The following is an 18,743-nucleotide window of genomic DNA, read 5'->3' on the forward strand; positions in this document are numbered from 1 at the left end:
AATCCGTCAATCCATCTCCTGTTTTTAGTATAGAGGAATACTGTTTTGTGTCCAGCCATTTTTTCAATTTGATTGAAATGCTGGCAGCGTGGTAAAGTAGAAGCAGTAAGCACATCCATTTGGGAGGACGTTCATGTATTCTTTTCCGCTACCGTATTTGAGTTTTTTGGTTCATTTCCATGAAAGTCATGATTATTTTGAATGCCACGAGGTGCTTGAGGAATATTGGAAAGAAAAAACCGATCAATCACGGGACTCTGTTTGGGTCGGGCTGATTCAAACAGCCGTTTCTTTATATCATCATCGCCGCGGCAACCTGGCTGGGGCAAAAAAATTAGCTGCTAAGGCATTAAAAATTCTTGAAAAACGAAAAAGCGAACTGACCGAACTGGGGATCGACAGCGAGGCATTTATCAGCCAGTTTGAACACCGCCTGCAAGAAATAAAGGAGGAAAAAGCATTTACTGAAATGGCCATTCCCTTTGCAGACAAAGAAGTGGTTGAGCAATATCGCCGCTTCCATGCAAGCTGTGCCCCGTCCTTTTTAAAAGAAGATCCATCTTACCTGTATAACAAACATCTATTGAGGGACCGTTCCCATGTTCTTGCTGCCCGTGAACAGTCGTTAAAAGAACGGCATAAACTTCTTCCGACAACCGATCCGCCTGCTAATCCGTAAAAATCATTGGACGTGGCCGACTTAGGTGTCGCCTCCTATAACTAAGCGACACCGTTCCAACAATACAGTAAATCGTACTTTTCCCTTTATTATTTTTAACACAGCTAAGAAGACCCGGCGTCATTATACCGGGTCTTCTTCTTGTTCGCACTTATAAAAGAAAGCAGATGTAGACGAATTAGGTACAAGATGCTTATCGGAATAAAGGTCTTTCAACGCTTTTAGCATTTTCTTCCCAATTCCTTCCTGTCTGTAGGATGGGTTTACGCTAATATGCTGGATTTCCACTTTATCAGCTGTGATCCTAGCTCCTATTGCGCCTACAATATCTTCTTCTTTCCATAAATATAATTGCCAGTCATCTGCTGTTTCATACGATTTCATCGTCTCTTGAAGTTTTTTAATGTCTTTTTCTTCAGGCATGAACGACAGCAAACCCATAGCTATTTTTTCAAAAGCTTTTTTATAACGAATCAGCATCCCAAGTCCCTCTTCAGTTTAATTCTCAATATACATTTGCTAATTTCTCTATCTTTTCGCCATTTACTATGTTACTAAAGCTTTGGGAATTAAGCAACTTCCCTTCCATTTATTTCATAATAAAAAATGCGTAATAGCATCCCCATCCAATGGAGAACAATAGCAATATGATAAAGAGCCATACATTCTTCTTGTTCAACGTATTTCACCTCTAGTCGACGGCGGGCAGCTACTGCTTCACTGTTACATTTAACGGTAAATCTAACTTGACCAGATCCTCATAGCTTTCCCTTCTAATCACTAATTCAGCCTGGCTATTCTCTACAAACACGACTGGCGGTCTCGGAATACGATTATAATTATTCGCCATGGAATAGCCGTAAGCGCCTGTACAAAAGACTGCAAGAAGATCATTATTCGATGCTTTAGGAAGCGGTAAATCCCAGATTAGCATATCACCAGATTCACAGCACTTTCCTGCAATGGATACCGTTTCTTCTATCGGATCGTTCGCCCGATTGGCAAGTACAGCCTCGTACTTGGCATCGTATAAGGCCGGGCGAATGTTATCGCTCATTCCCCCGTCTACAGCCAGATATTTTCTGACTTCTGGGACAGATTTTTCAGACCCAATGCGATATAGAGTAATCCCTGCGTCACCGACGAGTGACCGCCCCGGCTCAATCCAAATTTCAGGCATGGCAAGACCAAGCTCAGCCGTCTTTTTCTGTACTTCTTTAATAATCTCTTCTACATACTTGGAAGGGGCAAGAGGTTCATCTTCTTCTGTATATCGAATGCCAAACCCTCCGCCAAGATTTAAAACTTTGGATTCAAATTGGAAGCGATCTTTCCACTCGGACAGCTTGTTAATAATCTTATCAGCAGCCAATTTGAAGCCCGTTGTTTCAAAAATTTGTGAACCAATGTGGCAATGAAGGCCCAGCAATTCGATTCCCCTCATCTCCACTGCCCTTTTTAAGGCTTCTTCTGCTTGTCCATTATTCAAATCAAACCCAAACTTAGAATCTTCCTGCCCAGTTAAAATGTAGTCGTGAGTATGTGCTTCAATTCCAGGAGTAACACGCAACAAAATATTGACTTTCTCCCCTTTTTCATTGCAAATGGACTCCAGTAATTCCAGCTCATAAAAATTATCAACCACAATGCAGCCGATGCGGTATTCAAGCGCCATCATCAATTCTTCCCGGCTTTTATTGTTGCCGTGAAAATGAATACGTTCAGCCGGGAAGCCAGCTTTCATCGCAGTGTAAAGCTCTCCGCCGGACACTACATCCAAAGATAAGCCTTCTTGATTTGCAAGCTGCATCATACCGACAGCGGCAAAAGCCTTACTTGCATAAGCAACCTGGGCCGTCACGCCAAGCTGTTCGAATGTGTGTTTAAACCCTCGGGCCCTTTCCCGAATTAATGCCACGTCATAAATATACAGAGGGGTGCCATAGTGTTCAGCTAAGCTGACAACATCAATTCCTCCAACTTCTAAATGCCCTTCTTTATTTATACAGGCTGTTCCATATGTATGCATACCCTCACCTCGATTCTTGGAGTTTTGTTTGCCTCGCTTGTTGTTTTATCACTCGTGTAAGTTAGAAGAAATAGACAGCTGCTCTTCCGCAGACTGTCTATTAGCAAACAAATTTTAGGTTAAAAGTAATATACCATACATTTCTCCTCTCCTCAACATCGTTATTTTTGTGGAGGCTGCCGGTAAGGATCCTCCGGATGAACAATGCTGGGGCGGAGCTTCGATCCAGGGATAGCTCGTCGGATAAACACTTGAGAAAATGCTTTCGGATCAAATGGCAGCAGCGGCCACAAATAAGGCGTATTCAGAGCGCGCATACGTGCTAGGTAAATAATAATCACTGTGCAGCCAATGACGAATCCCGGCAACTTAAATATGGCTACGATAACAAGCAAAAGCATGCGGAGTAGCTTATTAGCGATACTGACTTCGTAGCTCGGTGTAGCAAAGGTACCAATCCCTGCAATGGCTACATACAAAATCACCTCAGGCACAAATAAGCCGACATCGATAGCAATTTGGCCAATAAGTACGGCAGCGATTAATCCCATGGCTGTTGATAAAGGAGTTGGTGTATGAATAGCCGCGATTCTTAGAAATTCAACCCCAATATCAGCAATGAACAACTGAAGAAAGAGCGGGATATTAGTCTTTTTATTCGGTCCGATAAACTCCATAGTCTTTGGCAGCAGATCCGGTTCAAGAGAAACAAGCAGCCAGAAGGGTAATAAGAATAGGGAAAGCAGAACACCGATAAAGCGAATCCAGCGAACGAAAGTACCTACCGCTGGAGATTGCCGGTATTCTTCCGCATGCTGCATATGATGAAAGAATGTTGCTGGCAAAATAATGACGCTTGGCGACGTATCTATAAACAAAAGTACATGCCCTTCCAGTAAATGAACCGCTCCGATATCTGCCCTTTCCGTGTAACGGACAATCGGGTACGGATTATATCCTTGTTTGACGATAAACTCTTCAATGGTTTTATCAGCCATCGGAATGCCATCAATCTCAATGGCATCTAATTCCTGCTTGACGATTTTAACAAGATCAGGATCTACGACGCCTTCAATGTAAGCAACAGCAATATCTGTCTTAGAGCGCTTCCCCACCTTTGTCATTTCAAAACGGAGGCGGCCGTCTCTGATTCTTCTTCTCGTCAGAGCGGTATTAACCACAATATTCTCAACATATCCATCTCTCGAACCGCGCACGACCTTTTCCGTATCCGGCTCCTCAGGCTGACGGCCAGGATAACTGCGAACATCAACAACTAACGCCTTTTCACTGCCTTCAATTACGATCGCCATTAGCCCTGATAACACCTGGACAATGACCTCATCTACATTTTCAACTTGCTCGACCGACTCATGAGCCAGGTGATTTTCAATTGTCTCTGCAGCATACAGACTTCTTTTTTCTTTTCCATCCAGCCTTGTTAGCACAGTGAGAATCTTAATAATAGAATCTGAATCGGCTAAGCCGTTTATATAGTAAATATGCACCTGTTTCCCGAGTATCGTAAACTTTCGAACTCCGGCATCGTAGCTTTCTCCGAGACCAATCTTCTCTTTCATGATTCGATCCATTTTTTCTGGATCTTTTGGGACTTTTAATTGCTGATCTATCATGTAGAATCCTCCCTGCTGTCTGATCAAACCCTTTGTTGATAAACAAAGTAAAGCCAATGAAACAATGAACCAGCCACTTTCCCGAGTGCAAGGGCCATCATCAGTGCGATAATGTATTCATGAACACCGATTCTCTTTGCTAATATTGGAAAAACATTAAGCACTTCCGTTAACGCCGCGGCTAGCAAACCAATAAAAATACCGCTCAATAATCCAACGGGAACGAGCAGAAGCGCTGGCAATCCCAAAGCAACGGGCACAAAACTGACGAGTGTGCCTGCCATCACCCCTAAAATAATGGCCCATTCATAGCTTCGAATTTTCTTCCATGTTTTTGTGATTTGCATAAGGCGGGGAATAATGCCTAGAACAGTAATGAAACCTACATAACCCGCTCCTACTGCCAGCCCTCCAGCAAAGCCTACCCATGCTACGAAGAGATCACGAAGAAGAGCCATCATTCATCGTTCCTGCTTTCTTTTCTTTCATGTAAAATTACGTACTGATCTAAATCCTGCTGATAATTAAACATTTCCACCTCAAGCGGGCTTGGCTCTTCATTAAATCTCTTTTTAAATAAATGATTAAAGAATAATACCATGCCAGCTCCGAGACCGATTGAATAAGGAATTTGAAAAATAAGTGGATAGTCTGTCTTTTTTCCTGTAACGATCTCATATATCTTTATCTGCACATCGCGCATGCTAACATCTTCATGAAAATTCATGATGGTAAGAGCAGCCCCAACAAAGAGCAAACACCAAACCAATAAAAAAAGCGGCAAGGAAAACCTCTTTGATAACGGCGTTGTGTCGATAATAGTCTGAGCGGGCCCAATAAATTGAATATCAATACTCGGCCAATGCTGACTTAACGTTTCTACAACTGTCATGGCATCAATAATAATAATTTGTCCATCTTCCTGTTTAATTTCGTAAATCACCGTAGATGACAGATCAGACAATAAGTTTTCCGGCGCACTCACTTCCGCAATTTCCTTTAGCTGCACTGGCAAGTCCACTTGGTGCCGGATACGGTGGCGAAGCCGGATGTAAATCGGAGCTTCCATAATTCTCCCACCCTGTTAAATAAATTGTTAGTAGTTAGTATGAGCGGAAGAGAGAGAATCATGCACAGCTTTCAGGACGAAATAAAACCGATTAGGTATTAACCTAATCGGTTTTATTCTCTCTACGTAGCATTCATCCTCTCTTTCATTTGAGAAAGAATCTTCTTTTCCAGCCTGGACACTTGGACTTGTGATATTCCGAGCCGGACGGCTACTTCTGATTGTGTCTGATCCTTATAATAGCGTAAATATACGATCAGTCGCTCCCTCTCTTCCAATTCCCTGATCGCTTCTTTCAATATGACTTGATCAAAAGGATGTTCGCTGCTTTTATCAGCCATTTGATCAAGTAAAGTAATAGGATCGCCATCGTTTTCATAAACCGTTTCATGTATAGAAGATGGTGATCGGGCCGCTTCTTGAGCCATAATGGCTTCCTCGGGAGAGATATCCAGATAACTCGCTATTTCTTGAATAGTTGGTGTTCTGCTGTGCAGTTTCAGCAGTTCCTCACGTGCCCGACGGATTTTATTACTCATTTCTTTTAAAGAGCGGCTTACTTTTACAGTACCGTCATCGCGGATAAATCGCTGGATTTCACCGATGATCATCGGCACAGCATATGTGGAAAATTTCACGTCATAACTTAAATTAAACTTGTCCACTGACTTGAGCAAACCAATGCAGCCAATTTGAAACAGATCGTCCGGATCGTATCCCCGGTTAATAAAGCGCTGGACAACAGACCAAACGAGTCTCATGTTGCGCTCGACGATGGTATCTCTCGCTTCCTGGTTTCCTTCCTGACTTTCCTTAATCAATTGTTTCAGCTGAGCGTCTGATAAAATTTCCGTCTTTTGTTTTTTTATTTCGACATCCATAGCCGGACCCCTTAATTACACATGGCTTTTTTATTTGCAAGCTGCTTTTTTAATCGAATGATGGTGCCTGTTCCTTTATGTGAAATCACTTCAATTTCATCCATAAAGTTTTCCATAATAGTAAATCCCATACCCGACCGCTCTAGCTCAGGCTTTGTTGTAAACAAAGGCTCTCTTGCTTCTTCGATATTTTCCATGCCAACACCTTCATCACGAATAATCAGATCAACGACTCCATCTTCTAGAACTGCCGAGATATAAACCGTTCCTGCCGGATTGCCTTCATATCCGTGAATGATAGCATTTGTAACTGCTTCTGAAACAACCGTCTTAATTTCTGTAAGCTCATCCATCGTCGGATCAAGCTGAGCAACAAACGCTGCGACTGTTACTCTTGCAAATGACTCATTTTCACTAAGTGCACTGAATTGAACATTCATCTCATTTCTCATAGCAGGCAGCCCCCAATCGTTCTAGCGCCTCTTGTTCCGATGCTTCCATCCGGACAATCTTAAACAGCCCTGACATCTCAAACAGCCTCCGAACGGCCGGGGAAATGGAACAAACAACCATCTCTCCATTTTTTTGTTTAATATGCTTGTATCGCCCTAAAATCACACCGAGACCTGAGCTATCCATAAATGTTAAATCGCCAATATTCAATATAATATGCCGTACACCTTCTTTTTCAATCGCTGCGCTTGCCTGTTCGCGTAGCGATTCAGCTGTATGATGATCTAATTCACCCGCCAGCCGCAGGCAGAGCACCTGATCGATTACTTCAAGCTCTACTGTTAAACTCATTGACAGTCCCCCTTTAACCTTGATAGAGAGCAATTCGACGATTCCGCTATGCAATCCTTCCCTCTGACAAAACTAGAATGAATTCGCTAAAAGAGCTGTTCTTTCGGCATTAAGCATCGTTTGTTTTTGAGAAATAATGGAATACCTTTTTATAGAACTGCCACCAGCTCGCTCGCTCAACGTTCTCTTTTGCGACGAGCGGCGTTTTTGAAACAACTTTTCCTTCCTGTTTAATGATTAACTCTCCAAGCTGTTCTCCTTTTTTAACCGGCGCCTGTATATCTTTCTTCAGGCTGATTTCTTTTGAAAACTTTCCTTTCTTCTCTCCTTTTTTCATCAACACAGAAATTTTATCAGCTGTTTCTAATTGTACACCTGCTTTGCTCCCTTTTGATAATGGGATGGAACTGACTACCTTTCCTTTTCCATATAAAGGAGTGACCTCATATTGATGAAATCCATAGTCGAGCATTTTAGTAATTTGAGCATTTCTATCCTTCGGAGTCGGCGCACCAAAAATAACAGCAATCACTCTCATATTTCCCTTGGAAGCTGTAGCCGTCAGGCAATATTTGGCTTCGTTTGTAAATCCTGTTTTTAATCCATCTACACCTGGATAAAACTTGATGAGCCTGTTCGTATTTACAAGCCAGAATTTCTTTTCACTGTCTTCGCGCAGATAGGCTTCGTATGTACCCGTATATTTAGTAATTCCCTCATGCTTTAGCAATTCCTTTGCCATGATGGCCATATCATACGCCGAACTATAGTGACCCTTCTCCGGCAAACCTGTAGCATTTTTAAATTTTGTTTGTTTTAGCCCCAGCTCTTTCGCTTTTTGATTCATTTTTTTCACGAACATTTCTTCGCTTCCTGCTATCCGTTCAGCCATGGCAACGGAGGCATCATTCGCAGATCCAATAGCAATGCCTTGCATCATTTCGCGTGCCGTCATCTCTTCACCCGGCTCTAGAAAAATTTGTGAGCCTCCCATTGAGGCTGCATATTCACTAGCACGGACTTTGTCATCCCACTTTATTTTTTTATCCTCAATCGCTTCCATAATGAGCAGCATCGTCATTATTTTCGTCATTGAAGCTGGCGGGAGTGGTTTGCGGCTATTTTTCTCAAATAAGATGGCTCCTGTGTCCCGCTCTAATAAGACGGCAGACTTTGACTGTTCAGCCATATTGATTTTTTCCTCTGCAGCATGAGCCACGAAGGACGGCAAAACAGCAGAAGAAATAAATAAAATAGCGACAATTGATAGAAATATTCGCTTCATCATGTAATAACCTCCAGTGTAGTGGTAAAATTCCCATTTGATATACACCCATTTTTTCCATATTCTTTATTTTTATACAAAAAAAAGAAGCATCTCTTTAAAAGATGCTTCTTTTCAGCTAGCATATGAAATTTTGCCTGCACTAACAGGTACATGCCTACAAAAAATCCTGTCAGCCTGTTATCTCTTCATGGATCAAGATAGGCGGTGCTACTTTTTCTTTAGAAAGAAGAATACTTTTATACAGCTCTTCTTTTACCTGCTCAACGTCTTCATTGTTGCTGTAAATGGTAGCAAGTGATTCTCCTGCTTTTACACTGGCGCCAATCTTCTTATTTAACATAATTCCTACAGCAAGATCAATGTCCGAATCTTTCGTGGCTCGCCCTGCTCCGAGCCACATAGCAGCTGTTCCTACGTGATCGGCGATGATTTCAGCTACCCATCCGTCCTCTTTTGCAGGCAATTCAATTTTGTATTTTGCCTGCGGCAACCGCTCAGGATGATCAGCTACTGAACTGTCGCCTCCTTGCGCTTTAATGAAGAGCTTAAACTTATCCAGCGCCTCTCCATTGTTGATTAGCTTGATCAGTGTTTGTCGAGCATCCTCCAATGAATCAGCTTTTCCAGCAGCATAGACCATATGGCTGCCAAGGACTAGACAAAGCTCTGTCAAATCTTCCGGTCCTTCACCTTTTAGCGTATCTATCGCTTCTTTTACCTCCAGCGCATTGCCGATGGCATATCCTAACGGCTGGCTCATATCAGAAATAACCGCCATTGTTTTTCGCCCGACATTATTGCCAATATTCACCATGGCCTTTGCCAGTTCGCGGGAGTCTTCCAAAGTTTTCATGAAAGCTCCTGCTCCAGTTTTTACATCAAGCACGATGGCATCGGCCCCAGCAGCAATTTTTTTGCTCATAATGGAGCTGGCAATGAGCGGAATGCTGTTAACAGTAGCTGTCACATCGCGCAAGGCATAAAGCTTCTTATCAGCTGGTGTCAAATTGCCGCTCTGTCCAATGATCGCTATTTTGTTTTTATTCACAAGCTCAATAAACTGCTCATTCGTAATCTCTACATGAAACCCATCAATCGCTTCAAGCTTATCAATCGTTCCTCCCGTATGGCCGAGCCCCCGGCCGCTCATTTTTGCAACCGGTACACCTGCCGCCGCTACGAGCGGGCCGAGAATGAGTGTGGTCGTGTCGCCGACACCGCCTGTAGAATGCTTATCCACTTTCACTCCTTCAATAGCTTTAAGGTTGATCTGATCTCCTGATGCTACCATTGCCATTGTTAAATCTGCCCGTTCCTTTTCAGTCATGTTCTGAAAATAAACGGCCATTAACCATGCGCTTATTTGATAGTCAGGGATTGTCCCGTTCGTATAGCCTTCAACAATAAAGTTAATTTCTTCAGTCGTCAATTGCTCCCCATCGCGCTTTTTTTGAATAAGGTCGACTATTCTCATGGAATCACTCCTCACATTGATCCTACAATTTCTTTAATATAACGGAGAAAATCAGCTCGGACTCTCTCTGTCGTCTCTATTACTTCATCATGTGTAAGCGGTTGATCAAGGATGCCTGCCGCCATATTAGAAATACAGGAAATACCGAGCACTTGCATACTGCTATGGCGGGCAACAATCACTTCTGGTACAGTGGACATTCCGACAGCATCACCGCCCAGTATCCGCGCCATTCGGACTTCCGCCGGTGTTTCATACACAGGGCCAGTGTTCCCTACATACACGCCTTCTTGTACAGATAAGTTAATTTTTTCCGCTGTCTCTTTCGCAAGCTGTTGCAGCTCTTTACTGTAGGCTTCTGACATGTCAGGGAAACGGACACCAAGGCTACTATCATTTGGTCCAATCAGCGGATTCCCCCCCATATTGTTAATATGGTCAGTAATAATCATTAAGTCCCCTGGCTGAAATGATTCATTGATGCCGCCTGCTGCATTTGTAACAATGATGGTTTCCACACCGAGCGCTTTCATGACACGCACAGGGAAAGTAACCTGTTCAAAAGAATATCCTTCATAATAATGGAAGCGTCCCTGCATGGCGATTACTTCCTTCCCGGAAAGTGTGCCGAATACAAGCCGCCCAGCATGGCCTTCTACTGTTGACAGTGGAAAATTAGGAATTTGGCTATAATCAATCTTCACTGGCCTTTCAATTTCATCAGCAAGCACACCAAGGCCGGAACCCAAAATCAAGCCAATCTTGGGATTTTTGTTGCTTTCTTTTTTTAAAAACGCAGCAGCCTGTTCTATTTTTTCTTTAAACATCCATCTCTCTCCTTATGACAAATCTTGCAAGAAGCTTTTCCCGTGACTCGGCTTATTTACCTGAAAGTTCTCGGCAATCGTTGCGCCAACATCTGCAAAGGTTTTTCTGGTTGACAGTTCTTTTCCTTCGTTCATCCGCTTGGAATACACTAACAGGGGCACATATTCTCTTGTATGATCCGTTCCATGATGAACTGGATCATTGCCATGGTCAGCTGTAATAATGAGCAAGTCATCTTCTTTCATTTGGGCAAATACTTCCGGAAGACGCGCATCGAATTCCTCGAGTGCACGGCCGTAACCTTCGGGATCACGACGATGGCCAAACAGCGCATCAAAATCAACGAGGTTAACGAAGCTAAGACCAGTAAAGTCCTTGTCAAATACACGAATAAATTGATCCATGCCATCCATGTTGGATTTAGTGCGGATCGATTCTGTCACACCCTCGCCGTCGAAAATGTCGGAAATTTTCCCGATGGCAATGACATCGTAGTTAGCATCCTTCAGTTCATTCATTACTGTGCGTCCGAAAGGTTTAAGAGCATAATCGTGGCGGTTGGATGTCCGGACAAATGCACCAGGCTGGCCGACAAATGGCCGGGCAATAATACGACCCACCATGTATTTCTCATCCAAAGTTAATTCCCTAGCAATTTCGCAAATCCGGTAAAGTTCATCCAATGGTACAATTTCTTCGTGTGCTGCTATTTGTAAAACCGAATCAGCCGAAGTATATACAATGATTGCTCCTGTTTCCATATGCTCAGGGCCTAGCTCATCTAAAATAGCGGTTCCGCTTGCCGGCTTATTGCCAATAACCTTTCTTCCTGTTTTTGCTTCCAGTTCGTCAATTAATTCTTTCGGAAACCCGTCCGGGAATACTTGAAATGGCGTTTCGATATGCAGCCCCATCATTTCCCAGTGCCCCGTCATCGTATCTTTTCCATTTGAAGCTTCTTGCATTTTTGTATAGCAAGCAAGCGGCTGCTCCATCTTTTTAACCCCTGAATCTCTCGGATATTAGCAAGCCCTAACTTTTCCATATGAGGCAAATTTAATCCGTTCATTCTTTCCGCAATATGACCGATTGTATCCGCTCCCAAATCATTAAACTTTTCGGCGTCAGGAGCTTCGCCAATTCCCACCGAGTCCATCACAATCAAATGGATGCGTTTGTATGTAGATGCTGTCACTTCAATTCCTCCCTTATTAAGTTTTCTTACTGCCATGATACCCTATTCGCATTTGAATAATCCATCGTTTATCTGTCAGATGTCTGACGACTATCCACTTATTTAAGTTTATGAAATCATGGGTGCTTTTACAAGCAAAAAGAAACTGCTCTACCGCAGACGATATTCCTTCCGAATCCCATGGGATTCGGAAGGAATATCGTCCACTTGTAGAGCAGCTATTTTGCTGATGAATCATCACGCCCTTGGATGGAACTGGGAATACACATCTTTCATTCTTGTTTTGCTGACATGCGTATAAATTTGCGTAGTGGAGATGTCGGCATGTCCAAGCATTTCTTGCACAGCCCGCAAATCCGCTCCATTTTCAAGTAAATGGGTCGCAAAGGAATGTCTAAGCGTATGAGGCGTCAGCTCTTTCTCAATATTTGCCTTCTTGGCAAGCGCCTTTAAAATCTTCCAGAAGCCTTGTCTTGACAAACGTTTGCCATGGTGATTTAAAAACAGTGCTTCCTCTGTATATTTTTTTGACTTCAGTGCTGGCCGTCCTGTTTGTAAATAGGCTTCCAGAACATGTATAGCTGTTTTTCCAACCGGGATAATCCGTTCTTTGTTCCCTTTACCGGTACAGCGGACAAACCCCATAGTAATATGGACATCATCCAAATTCAAAGAAGTTAATTCACTAACCCGCATACCAGTAGCATACAACAGCTCAAGCATGGCCTGGTCGCGCTTTCCAAAAGGAGTGGAAGGATCAGGAGCTTCAAGAAGCGCTTCAACTTCGGTTAAATTAAGCACTTTCGGCAGCGTCTTTTCCATTTTCGGCGGTTCTATATGGACGGAAGGATCATTCTCCACAGCTTTATCACGCAAAAGAAATTGATGAAAAGAGCGGACAGAGGCAACATGGCGGGCTATTGTTTTCACTGATTTCCCTTCTGATTTTAAGTGGCCGAGAAATTGAACGATGTGACCTCGCGTCACCTCGTTTAAAGAAGTGAGCTGCTCTACCTTGTCCAAAAATAATAGATAATGTTTTAAATCACGTTCATAGGCGGCAACCGTATTTTTTGCCAGCCCCTTTTCAACAATCATATAATGAATAAAATCTTGTAAATGATCTTTCATTGTCACTACTCCCCATCAAGATAAAAAAGCAGCAGCCGCTCGAGCCATTGATCAGCACTTTCATCCAATCGAAGACCTACTTTCATCGCTTCTCCTTCCGGCTCTTTATATCGGTGCTTTTCTTCATATTCATGTTGGACCCAAACAATCGCACTGTAGAATAATAATGTACAGCCCGTAAAGAAAATAAATACTTTTCCTGTCCGCCATATCGCTTTTGCTAAATCCCGTTTCACATGCGCGCCCCCCGCTTACTTGCTTTTTATACACAAGCTTATGCAGGCGGGCGAAGATTAGAACATCAGACTTTCATTTAAAACAAAAAGCCTTCCGGCAGGCGAAAGGCTTTTTATTCAGCATGCTGTGTTTCGAGTGATTCTTTGTTCGTTTCTTCTGTTTCGCTTTTTTCCTGACAACGCCAGCAAATGCCATGAAAAGTTAATCGGTGATCTTTTACCTGAAATTTCCAATCACGTTCTACAACCTTCTCTACATCTTCAAGCAGATCTTCCTGAATTTCATCTACAGCTCCGCATTCGATACAGACAAGGTGATGATGGAAATGAGCCGCCCCTTCTTGACGTAAATCATAGCGGGACACGCCGTCTCCAAAATTTATTTTATCAACAACTTTCAGTTCATTCAGCAATTCCAGCGTTCGATAAACAGTTGCCAGCCCTATTTCAGGCGCCTTTTCTTTAACGAGGAGGTAGACATCTTCTGCGCTCAGATGATCTTCTTCATGTTCAAGCAGCACCCGGACAGTGGCTTCTCGCTGGGGTGTCAATTTATAACTCGCAGAATGTAATTGTTTTTTAATACGTTCGATCCGGCTTTCCATTATTTAGCCCCTCCCTCGCCGATGTATTTTTATTATATCAAACTGGCAGGAAGTTGCAAAATAAAATCATTACAATATATTTTTTAATAATGATTATCATATAGAAATCATTATTTTATCACGATTTTCATTAAAGCAGGAGAAATGTATGCCTCAATTCCTGCCGCTAAAGCAGCCATCCCAGCTGCCAGCAGAAAGAAGAGGAGGTACCTTGAGAAAAGGGTAGTAATATAGAATTGCCCAGCCTGTCTCATAAAAATTTTCTTTATCAATTGTAAGGAAAAAGCGACTGATATAGCAGCAATAAAAATAAACGCCGGGATAATAATCAAATTTTGTGGAAGAATGGTTGCCACAGCTAAAAAAAGCCTTGCCAGTCCATTTGCTGGACGAGGAACCCGACTGAAAAGCCGATGACAATCCCTTTCATAAACAGGAAGATAAAAATTAGCGGCAAACCGATAATAGAAACACCGAATAGCCACATGCAGCCTAAGTATTTCAAGTTATGCATGAGGCTCTGTTGGAACAAATCCTCGGAATCAGCCATTTGTCCGGTAGATACTTGTCCAAAAAATTGTTGCAGATAATAAGCTAAATCTTCTTTTTGAGCGAGCGATAAACTATTTACCACAATTGCTCCAAATACCACTCCCATAAAAAACAGTACGCTGACGAATAAATAAATAGAAGCATGGGCCTGAATATGGCGGCCAACCATAATCGACGATAACTTTTTCTGCATATAAGCTCCCCCTTTTGCCATTAGTTCAATTTATGTGCAAAAAAGGGGGGATATGCTTAGATGACATGAATCGTTTGAATGATTTTTGCAGACTGCCTTACGCTGCTCTTACTCTGTCAATGCCTTTTGCAACTGTAAATATTGAATAGCATAAGCTGTTTTCGCATCCCAAATCCGCTGCTCTTCCATCAGTTGCTCTGCTTCCCCAGCGTGACTTCCATTAATTCAACAAATTCATCTTCATCCGGCTGCAGCCGTTCTTCTTTCTGAGTCAATCCTTCTGCTAAATATAAATAAACAATCTCATCCGCGAATCCTGGCGATGTATAGAAAGACTGCAGAAGTTTCAGACTTTGACAAACGTAGCCCGTTTCTTCTTCTAATTCACGGCGGGCAGTCGCTTCAGGCCCTTCACCTTTTTCTAGCTTCCCAGCCGGAATTTCTACGATAGAACGCTCCAGTGCTTTCCTGTATTGTTCCACAAGAACAATTTTCCCCTCATTCGTTAATGCGAGTATAGCCACAGCCCCGGGATGCTTCACAATCTCTCTTTTTGCCTGCTTGCCATCCGGCAGTTGAATATTATCCACCTGCAGCTGAATAACTTTTCCTTCAAATATTATTTCTGTGTCAATGGTCTTTTCTTCAAATTTCTTCACCTTCATCACTCCTTTTATTTCCTATTCAGTTTATCATACTCAATAAGCTAAAATGAACTGGACAGATCATTTGGCGAACGCTTCTCGTTTCGCTATGATAACAGAAGAAAGGAGCTGAATGAAATGAAAAAAAACCTGCTCGGCAAGTCTGATTTGCTTGTGAGCGAACTCGCTCTGGGTTGCATGTCACTTGGAAAAGATAAACAGGCAGCTCAAACTATTATCGAAACGGCTCTGGAAGAAGGCATCAACTATTTTGACACAGCGGACTTATACGATTTTGGGCTAAATGAAACAATTGTTGGTGCTGCGCTCAAGCCGGTACGAGAGCGAGTGATCATTGCGACAAAGGTGGGAAACCGATGGGAAGAAGGCAAAGAAGGCTGGTCATGGAACCCATCAAAGACATACATAAAAGAAGCCGTGAAACATAGCCTTACTCGCCTTCAAACGGATTATATTGACCTTTACCAGCTGCATGGAGGAACAATGGACGATCCAATAGAGGAAATAATTGAAGCGTTTGAAGATCTAAAAAAAGAGGGGCTAGTCCGTGCATACGGTATCTCTTCCATTCGTCCAAATGTTATTCGTGAATTTGCTACCCGTTCTTCTATCGATAGCGTAATGATGCAATACAGCCCGCTGGACCGCCGTCCTGAAGAACAAGTATTGCCGCTCCTTCAAGAGCATAATATTAGCATTGTTGCCCGCGGACCGCTTGCTAAAGGCTTGCTAAGCACAAGCTGGAGAGAGAAAATAGGCAAGTTTCAGGAAAGGGGCTTTCTTGATTATTCTTCAGCAGAACTTACTGATCTGTTGAATGAACTTGAGCATAAACTTTCAGATGCACGTACGTTAAACGCACTTTCTCTGCGTTATCTATTACAACATGAAGGTGTTGCTGCTGTTGTTGCAGGAGCCAGCTCTGTCAGTCAACTGAAAGAAAATGTCCGTGCGGTGAAAGAAGCTCCTCTTTCAGAAGAAGAACTCCAGCTTATCCAGCAGCTGACAAAAGCGAATCAATACGTACAACACCGATAAACAAACGGAGCGGCCACTGATGGGCCGCTCCGGACTATAAAAAATAATTTTATTTAAACTTTTTCCAATCCATGGGGCTTTCATTTAATAATTCCACAAAGCTCTTATTCTTCTCGCGCCGGCGCCGCTCTTCTTTTTTTGCTGTTCGGCAGCGGCTTTTTTTTCTTCTTCTTCCACTTTTAATTTCTTTTGTTTTTCCTTCAACTGCTCAAGAATGCCCGCATTCAACGTGTCTTTCAATGTTAGCTGTTCCTCTTTTTTGTCATTTTTCTTGGTTTGATTTCTCTTTTTCATTGTTCCTGCTCTTCCTCCCCATCTTATTATTTTTATTTTACACAGGACAAGGCAACGAGTTCAAATGATCTTTCTTTTTAGAAATGGTACACTGAAAATATTAAATTTCCGAGGTGACCATAAATGAAGAAATGGATAACAGCGCTTGGCTCCAGTGCAGCGCTGACTGTTGCAGCCGGCTTTTATTTATCGAGCCGCATTTTGCACATGAGAAAGAAAAACGAAGACTTCATCTACCAACGCGAGGTGGAGGCCAAACGGCTGGATAGTAAACAATACGAGCAACTGCCAAAGGAAGCGGTATGGATTGATTCTCCTTTTGGCTACCAGCTGCGCGCTGTGTTTGTCACTCCTCATCCAGGCGGCCCATACATGATTTTCTGCCACGGTGTCACTGAAACAAAAACAAATTCTATTAAATATATGAATTTATTTCTGGAGCGGGGCTTTAACGGCATTATTTATGATCACCGTCGCCATGGAGAATCAGGCGGCCGCACAACCAGCTACGGTTATTATGAAAAAGAAGATTTGCAGGCAGTGGTTAATGAGCTTATTCGGCGAGAGGGCAACAACGTGTCCTTTGGCATTCATGGCGAATCGATGGGAGCAGCCACCTTGCTTTTGTATGCTGGCCTCGTTGAAGACCGTGCAGATTTTTATATCGCAGACTGCCCTTTTTCTGATTTCCAAGCCCAGATCGCTCATCAAATGAAACGCGAGATCAAAGCAGCACCGCATCTACTCGTCCATCTCACCAATTGGGCTGTTTTAATGCGTGGCCGCTTTCGTCTGTCGGATATTTCTCCACTTAACGCAGTGAAGAATATTAGAAAGCCTGTTCTCTTTATTCATAGTGAAGAGGATACTTACATTCTCCCGGATATGACGAAAGAGCTGTATGAGCAAAAGAGGGCCCCGAAGGACATTTATCTCGCTCCCAAAGGCGCTCATGCCCAATCCTATAATGAGAACCCCGAGGCTTACGCAAAAGCAATCGACCGCTTTTTAAATATGTATTACCAAAAGAAATAGACCGTCGTTCCCGCTGCAGATAGCGGGAATGATTTGTTTTTATGAATGATTTACTATATTCATCCGTCCATTTAAAATTTCTCCCGGGCTGCTGAGCCGATAATGATTAGCACCGGACAAACCGATCGTTAACCGATCTGCATAAAATAACATTTGAGACTTTTCCACATATACTGACATCGCGTTTGTCTGTATTTCCACATCGCCCGCCGACACCTCAGTTGTAATCCACAATGTCGGAATACCGTTCACTCCGCAGCCGCATCCTTCCGTGTCATAGTAAAGCTTTAAATACTTACCGCCTCCCAGTTTGTCTGAAAGCTTTCCAGCTGCCTGTTCTGTGATATGGATCTCCATTTTGATTACTCCTTTCAAAGAGAGGTGATTGATTTTTAGCCTGTTTCTTTATACTATCAAACTGAGTCAATGATAAGAGAGGGGATAATGAAATGTCAAAAGCTCAGATTAAAGTAATGGACAATGGTTCCTTTAAAGTGTCCGGGGATGTAGAACTAATTGATATGGATGGAAATGTATTTAAAACAAAGCCGGTATTTTCACTCTGTCGCTGTGGTCAATCACAGAAAATGCCTTTTTGTGATGCTTCCCACCGGAGACAGTTTGAATCCTGTGTCCGTGCGGAACAAGTATTAGAAGAAAAAGAAAAGTAAATTTTTCTCTTCTTATTATGATTAACAACACTTACTCGATCCTGACAAGGCAAAGAGTAACCTACCAGTCATAAGCAGAGCAAGCAGCGAAAGTCGGGTGTTTATTAGAGCCTGTGAGCCGCCATTGTTGGCGGCTCTTTTTTCCCCACTAATAGAGGAGTGAATTTCTTTGGAAAAAGCATTTATGAAAAAAATGATTAGACAAAGCCTATCTCAGTACTATCTTATATTGGAAGAAAATGAAGCAGAAAACGTTTATAGCCTGCTGATGGAACGCATTCAAAATCGTCGCTATGCTGAGGAGGGGGAATGGCACGAGATTATTGAGGATGAAGTGTACGCATTTATCACAAATACATAAAGGTGCCAGATGTTTTTTCAACACCTGGCGCCTAAGATCATCCTATCAACTTTCACTTGTGCCACCTTATGGACCTATAAG

The 18,743-nt window shown here is 42.7% G+C and carries 20 protein-coding genes and 4 pseudogenes; 5 read left to right on the plus strand and 19 right to left on the minus strand.

The genetic code is table 11. The features are described 5' to 3' along the window. The first annotated feature begins 133 nt into the window (after positions 1-133). Positions 134-679 carry a DUF309 domain-containing protein gene (locus tag CJ483_RS05610; protein ID WP_120032713.1) on the plus strand — a complete coding sequence of 182 codons (546 nt, stop codon included), beginning with the start codon at positions 134-136 and terminating at the stop codon, positions 677-679. Between the two features lie 123 nt (positions 680-802). Here the strand turns inward: CJ483_RS05610 and CJ483_RS05615 are convergent, their stop codons facing one another. The 17 genes and pseudogenes from CJ483_RS05615 to CJ483_RS05695 form a co-directional block, all read right to left on the minus strand. Continuing rightward, positions 803-1,159: a GNAT family N-acetyltransferase gene (locus CJ483_RS05615; protein WP_120032716.1), complete on the minus strand. Its 357-nt coding sequence runs from the start codon at positions 1,157-1,159 to the stop codon at positions 803-805. A gap of 229 nt (positions 1,160-1,388) precedes the next feature. After that, on the minus strand, positions 1,389-2,708 hold the full coding sequence (lysA, locus tag CJ483_RS05620) for a diaminopimelate decarboxylase (RefSeq protein ID WP_120032719.1): 1,320 nt from the start codon (positions 2,706-2,708) through the stop codon (positions 1,389-1,391). Positions 2,709-2,869: 161 nt separating this feature from the next. Continuing rightward, complete coding sequence (locus CJ483_RS05625; RefSeq protein ID WP_120032722.1) at positions 2,870-4,342, minus strand: spore germination protein; 1,473 nt, start codon at positions 4,340-4,342, stop codon at positions 2,870-2,872. Between the two features lie 23 nt (positions 4,343-4,365). Beyond that, positions 4,366-4,800 (minus strand): stage V sporulation protein AB, encoded by a 435-nt coding sequence (locus CJ483_RS05630; protein WP_120037814.1) that lies wholly within the window; start codon positions 4,798-4,800, stop codon positions 4,366-4,368. Continuing rightward, positions 4,800-5,411 (minus strand): stage V sporulation protein AA, encoded by a 612-nt coding sequence (locus CJ483_RS05635; protein WP_120032726.1) that lies wholly within the window; start codon positions 5,409-5,411, stop codon positions 4,800-4,802. Before CJ483_RS05635 ends, CJ483_RS05630 begins: the two co-directional genes overlap by 1 nt. 122 nt (positions 5,412-5,533) lie before the next feature. After that, positions 5,534-6,292 carry an RNA polymerase sporulation sigma factor SigF gene (gene sigF / locus CJ483_RS05640; RefSeq protein WP_065409185.1) on the minus strand — a complete coding sequence of 253 codons (759 nt, stop codon included), beginning with the start codon at positions 6,290-6,292 and terminating at the stop codon, positions 5,534-5,536. Between the two features lie 11 nt (positions 6,293-6,303). Beyond that, entirely contained in the window at positions 6,304-6,744 is a 441-nt protein-coding gene (gene spoIIAB / locus CJ483_RS05645) for an anti-sigma F factor (protein ID WP_120032729.1), read from the minus strand. After that, complete coding sequence (gene spoIIAA / locus CJ483_RS05650; protein ID WP_120032732.1) at positions 6,734-7,096, minus strand: anti-sigma F factor antagonist; 363 nt, start codon at positions 7,094-7,096, stop codon at positions 6,734-6,736. The genes spoIIAB and spoIIAA overlap by 11 nt, the downstream gene beginning before the upstream one ends. A gap of 109 nt (positions 7,097-7,205) precedes the next feature. Beyond that, on the minus strand, positions 7,206-8,381 hold the full coding sequence (locus CJ483_RS05655) for a D-alanyl-D-alanine carboxypeptidase family protein (protein WP_120037817.1): 1,176 nt from the start codon (positions 8,379-8,381) through the stop codon (positions 7,206-7,208). 172 nt (positions 8,382-8,553) lie between these two features. Then, on the minus strand, positions 8,554-9,858 hold the full coding sequence (locus CJ483_RS05660) for a pyrimidine-nucleoside phosphorylase (protein ID WP_120032735.1): 1,305 nt from the start codon (positions 9,856-9,858) through the stop codon (positions 8,554-8,556). 11 nt (positions 9,859-9,869) lie between these two features. Further along, positions 9,870-10,685, minus strand: a complete 816-nt coding sequence (locus CJ483_RS05665; RefSeq protein WP_120032739.1) for a purine-nucleoside phosphorylase — start codon at positions 10,683-10,685, stop codon at positions 9,870-9,872. 12 nt (positions 10,686-10,697) lie between these two features. Beyond that, positions 10,698-11,917: pseudogene (gene deoB / locus CJ483_RS05670) on the minus strand (phosphopentomutase). Between the two features lie 201 nt (positions 11,918-12,118). Further along, positions 12,119-13,012 carry a site-specific tyrosine recombinase XerD gene (xerD, locus tag CJ483_RS05675; RefSeq protein WP_120032742.1) on the minus strand — a complete coding sequence of 298 codons (894 nt, stop codon included), beginning with the start codon at positions 13,010-13,012 and terminating at the stop codon, positions 12,119-12,121. A 5-nt stretch (positions 13,013-13,017) separates the two neighbouring features. Further along, on the minus strand, positions 13,018-13,248 hold the full coding sequence (locus tag CJ483_RS05680; protein ID WP_120032745.1) for a YqzK family protein: 231 nt from the start codon (positions 13,246-13,248) through the stop codon (positions 13,018-13,020). A gap of 113 nt (positions 13,249-13,361) precedes the next feature. Then, the gene (gene fur, locus CJ483_RS05685) at positions 13,362-13,853 is read right to left on the minus strand and encodes a ferric iron uptake transcriptional regulator (RefSeq protein WP_120032748.1); all 492 of its coding nucleotides are present in this window, start codon (positions 13,851-13,853) and stop codon (positions 13,362-13,364) included. 110 nt (positions 13,854-13,963) lie between these two features. After that, positions 13,964-14,598: pseudogene (gene spoIIM, locus CJ483_RS05690) on the minus strand (stage II sporulation protein M). Between the two features lie 108 nt (positions 14,599-14,706). Beyond that, positions 14,707-15,263, minus strand: a pseudogene (locus tag CJ483_RS05695) (NUDIX hydrolase). A 117-nt stretch (positions 15,264-15,380) separates the two neighbouring features. Here CJ483_RS05695 and CJ483_RS05700 point away from each other — a divergent pair. Then, positions 15,381-16,301, plus strand: coding sequence for an aldo/keto reductase (locus CJ483_RS05700; protein WP_120032751.1), 921 nt, complete (start codon positions 15,381-15,383; stop codon positions 16,299-16,301). Positions 16,302-16,350: 49 nt separating this feature from the next. Here CJ483_RS05700 and CJ483_RS05705 read toward each other — a convergent pair. Continuing rightward, positions 16,351-16,595, minus strand: a pseudogene (locus tag CJ483_RS05705) (DUF3886 domain-containing protein). Positions 16,596-16,718: 123 nt separating this feature from the next. On the opposite strand from CJ483_RS05705, the gene CJ483_RS05710 reads away from it, so the two are divergent. Further along, complete coding sequence (locus tag CJ483_RS05710; protein ID WP_120032755.1) at positions 16,719-17,630, plus strand: alpha/beta hydrolase; 912 nt, start codon at positions 16,719-16,721, stop codon at positions 17,628-17,630. A gap of 39 nt (positions 17,631-17,669) precedes the next feature. Here CJ483_RS05710 and CJ483_RS05715 read toward each other — a convergent pair whose 3' ends face one another. Next, on the minus strand, positions 17,670-17,987 hold the full coding sequence (locus CJ483_RS05715; protein ID WP_120032758.1) for an iron-sulfur cluster biosynthesis family protein: 318 nt from the start codon (positions 17,985-17,987) through the stop codon (positions 17,670-17,672). A 92-nt stretch (positions 17,988-18,079) separates the two neighbouring features. On the opposite strand from CJ483_RS05715, the gene CJ483_RS05720 reads away from it, so the two are divergent. Both CJ483_RS05720 and CJ483_RS05725 read left to right on the plus strand, forming a co-directional pair. Beyond that, positions 18,080-18,301 (plus strand): CDGSH iron-sulfur domain-containing protein, encoded by a 222-nt coding sequence (locus tag CJ483_RS05720; RefSeq protein ID WP_120032761.1) that lies wholly within the window; start codon positions 18,080-18,082, stop codon positions 18,299-18,301. A 169-nt stretch (positions 18,302-18,470) separates the two neighbouring features. Continuing rightward, positions 18,471-18,662, plus strand: coding sequence for a YqzH family protein (locus CJ483_RS05725; protein WP_120032764.1), 192 nt, complete (start codon positions 18,471-18,473; stop codon positions 18,660-18,662). Positions 18,663-18,743 lie beyond the last annotated feature (81 nt).

The organism is Bacillus sp. PK3_68, from assembly GCF_003600835.1.
Lineage (GTDB): Bacteria > Bacillota > Bacilli > Bacillales > Domibacillaceae > Pseudobacillus.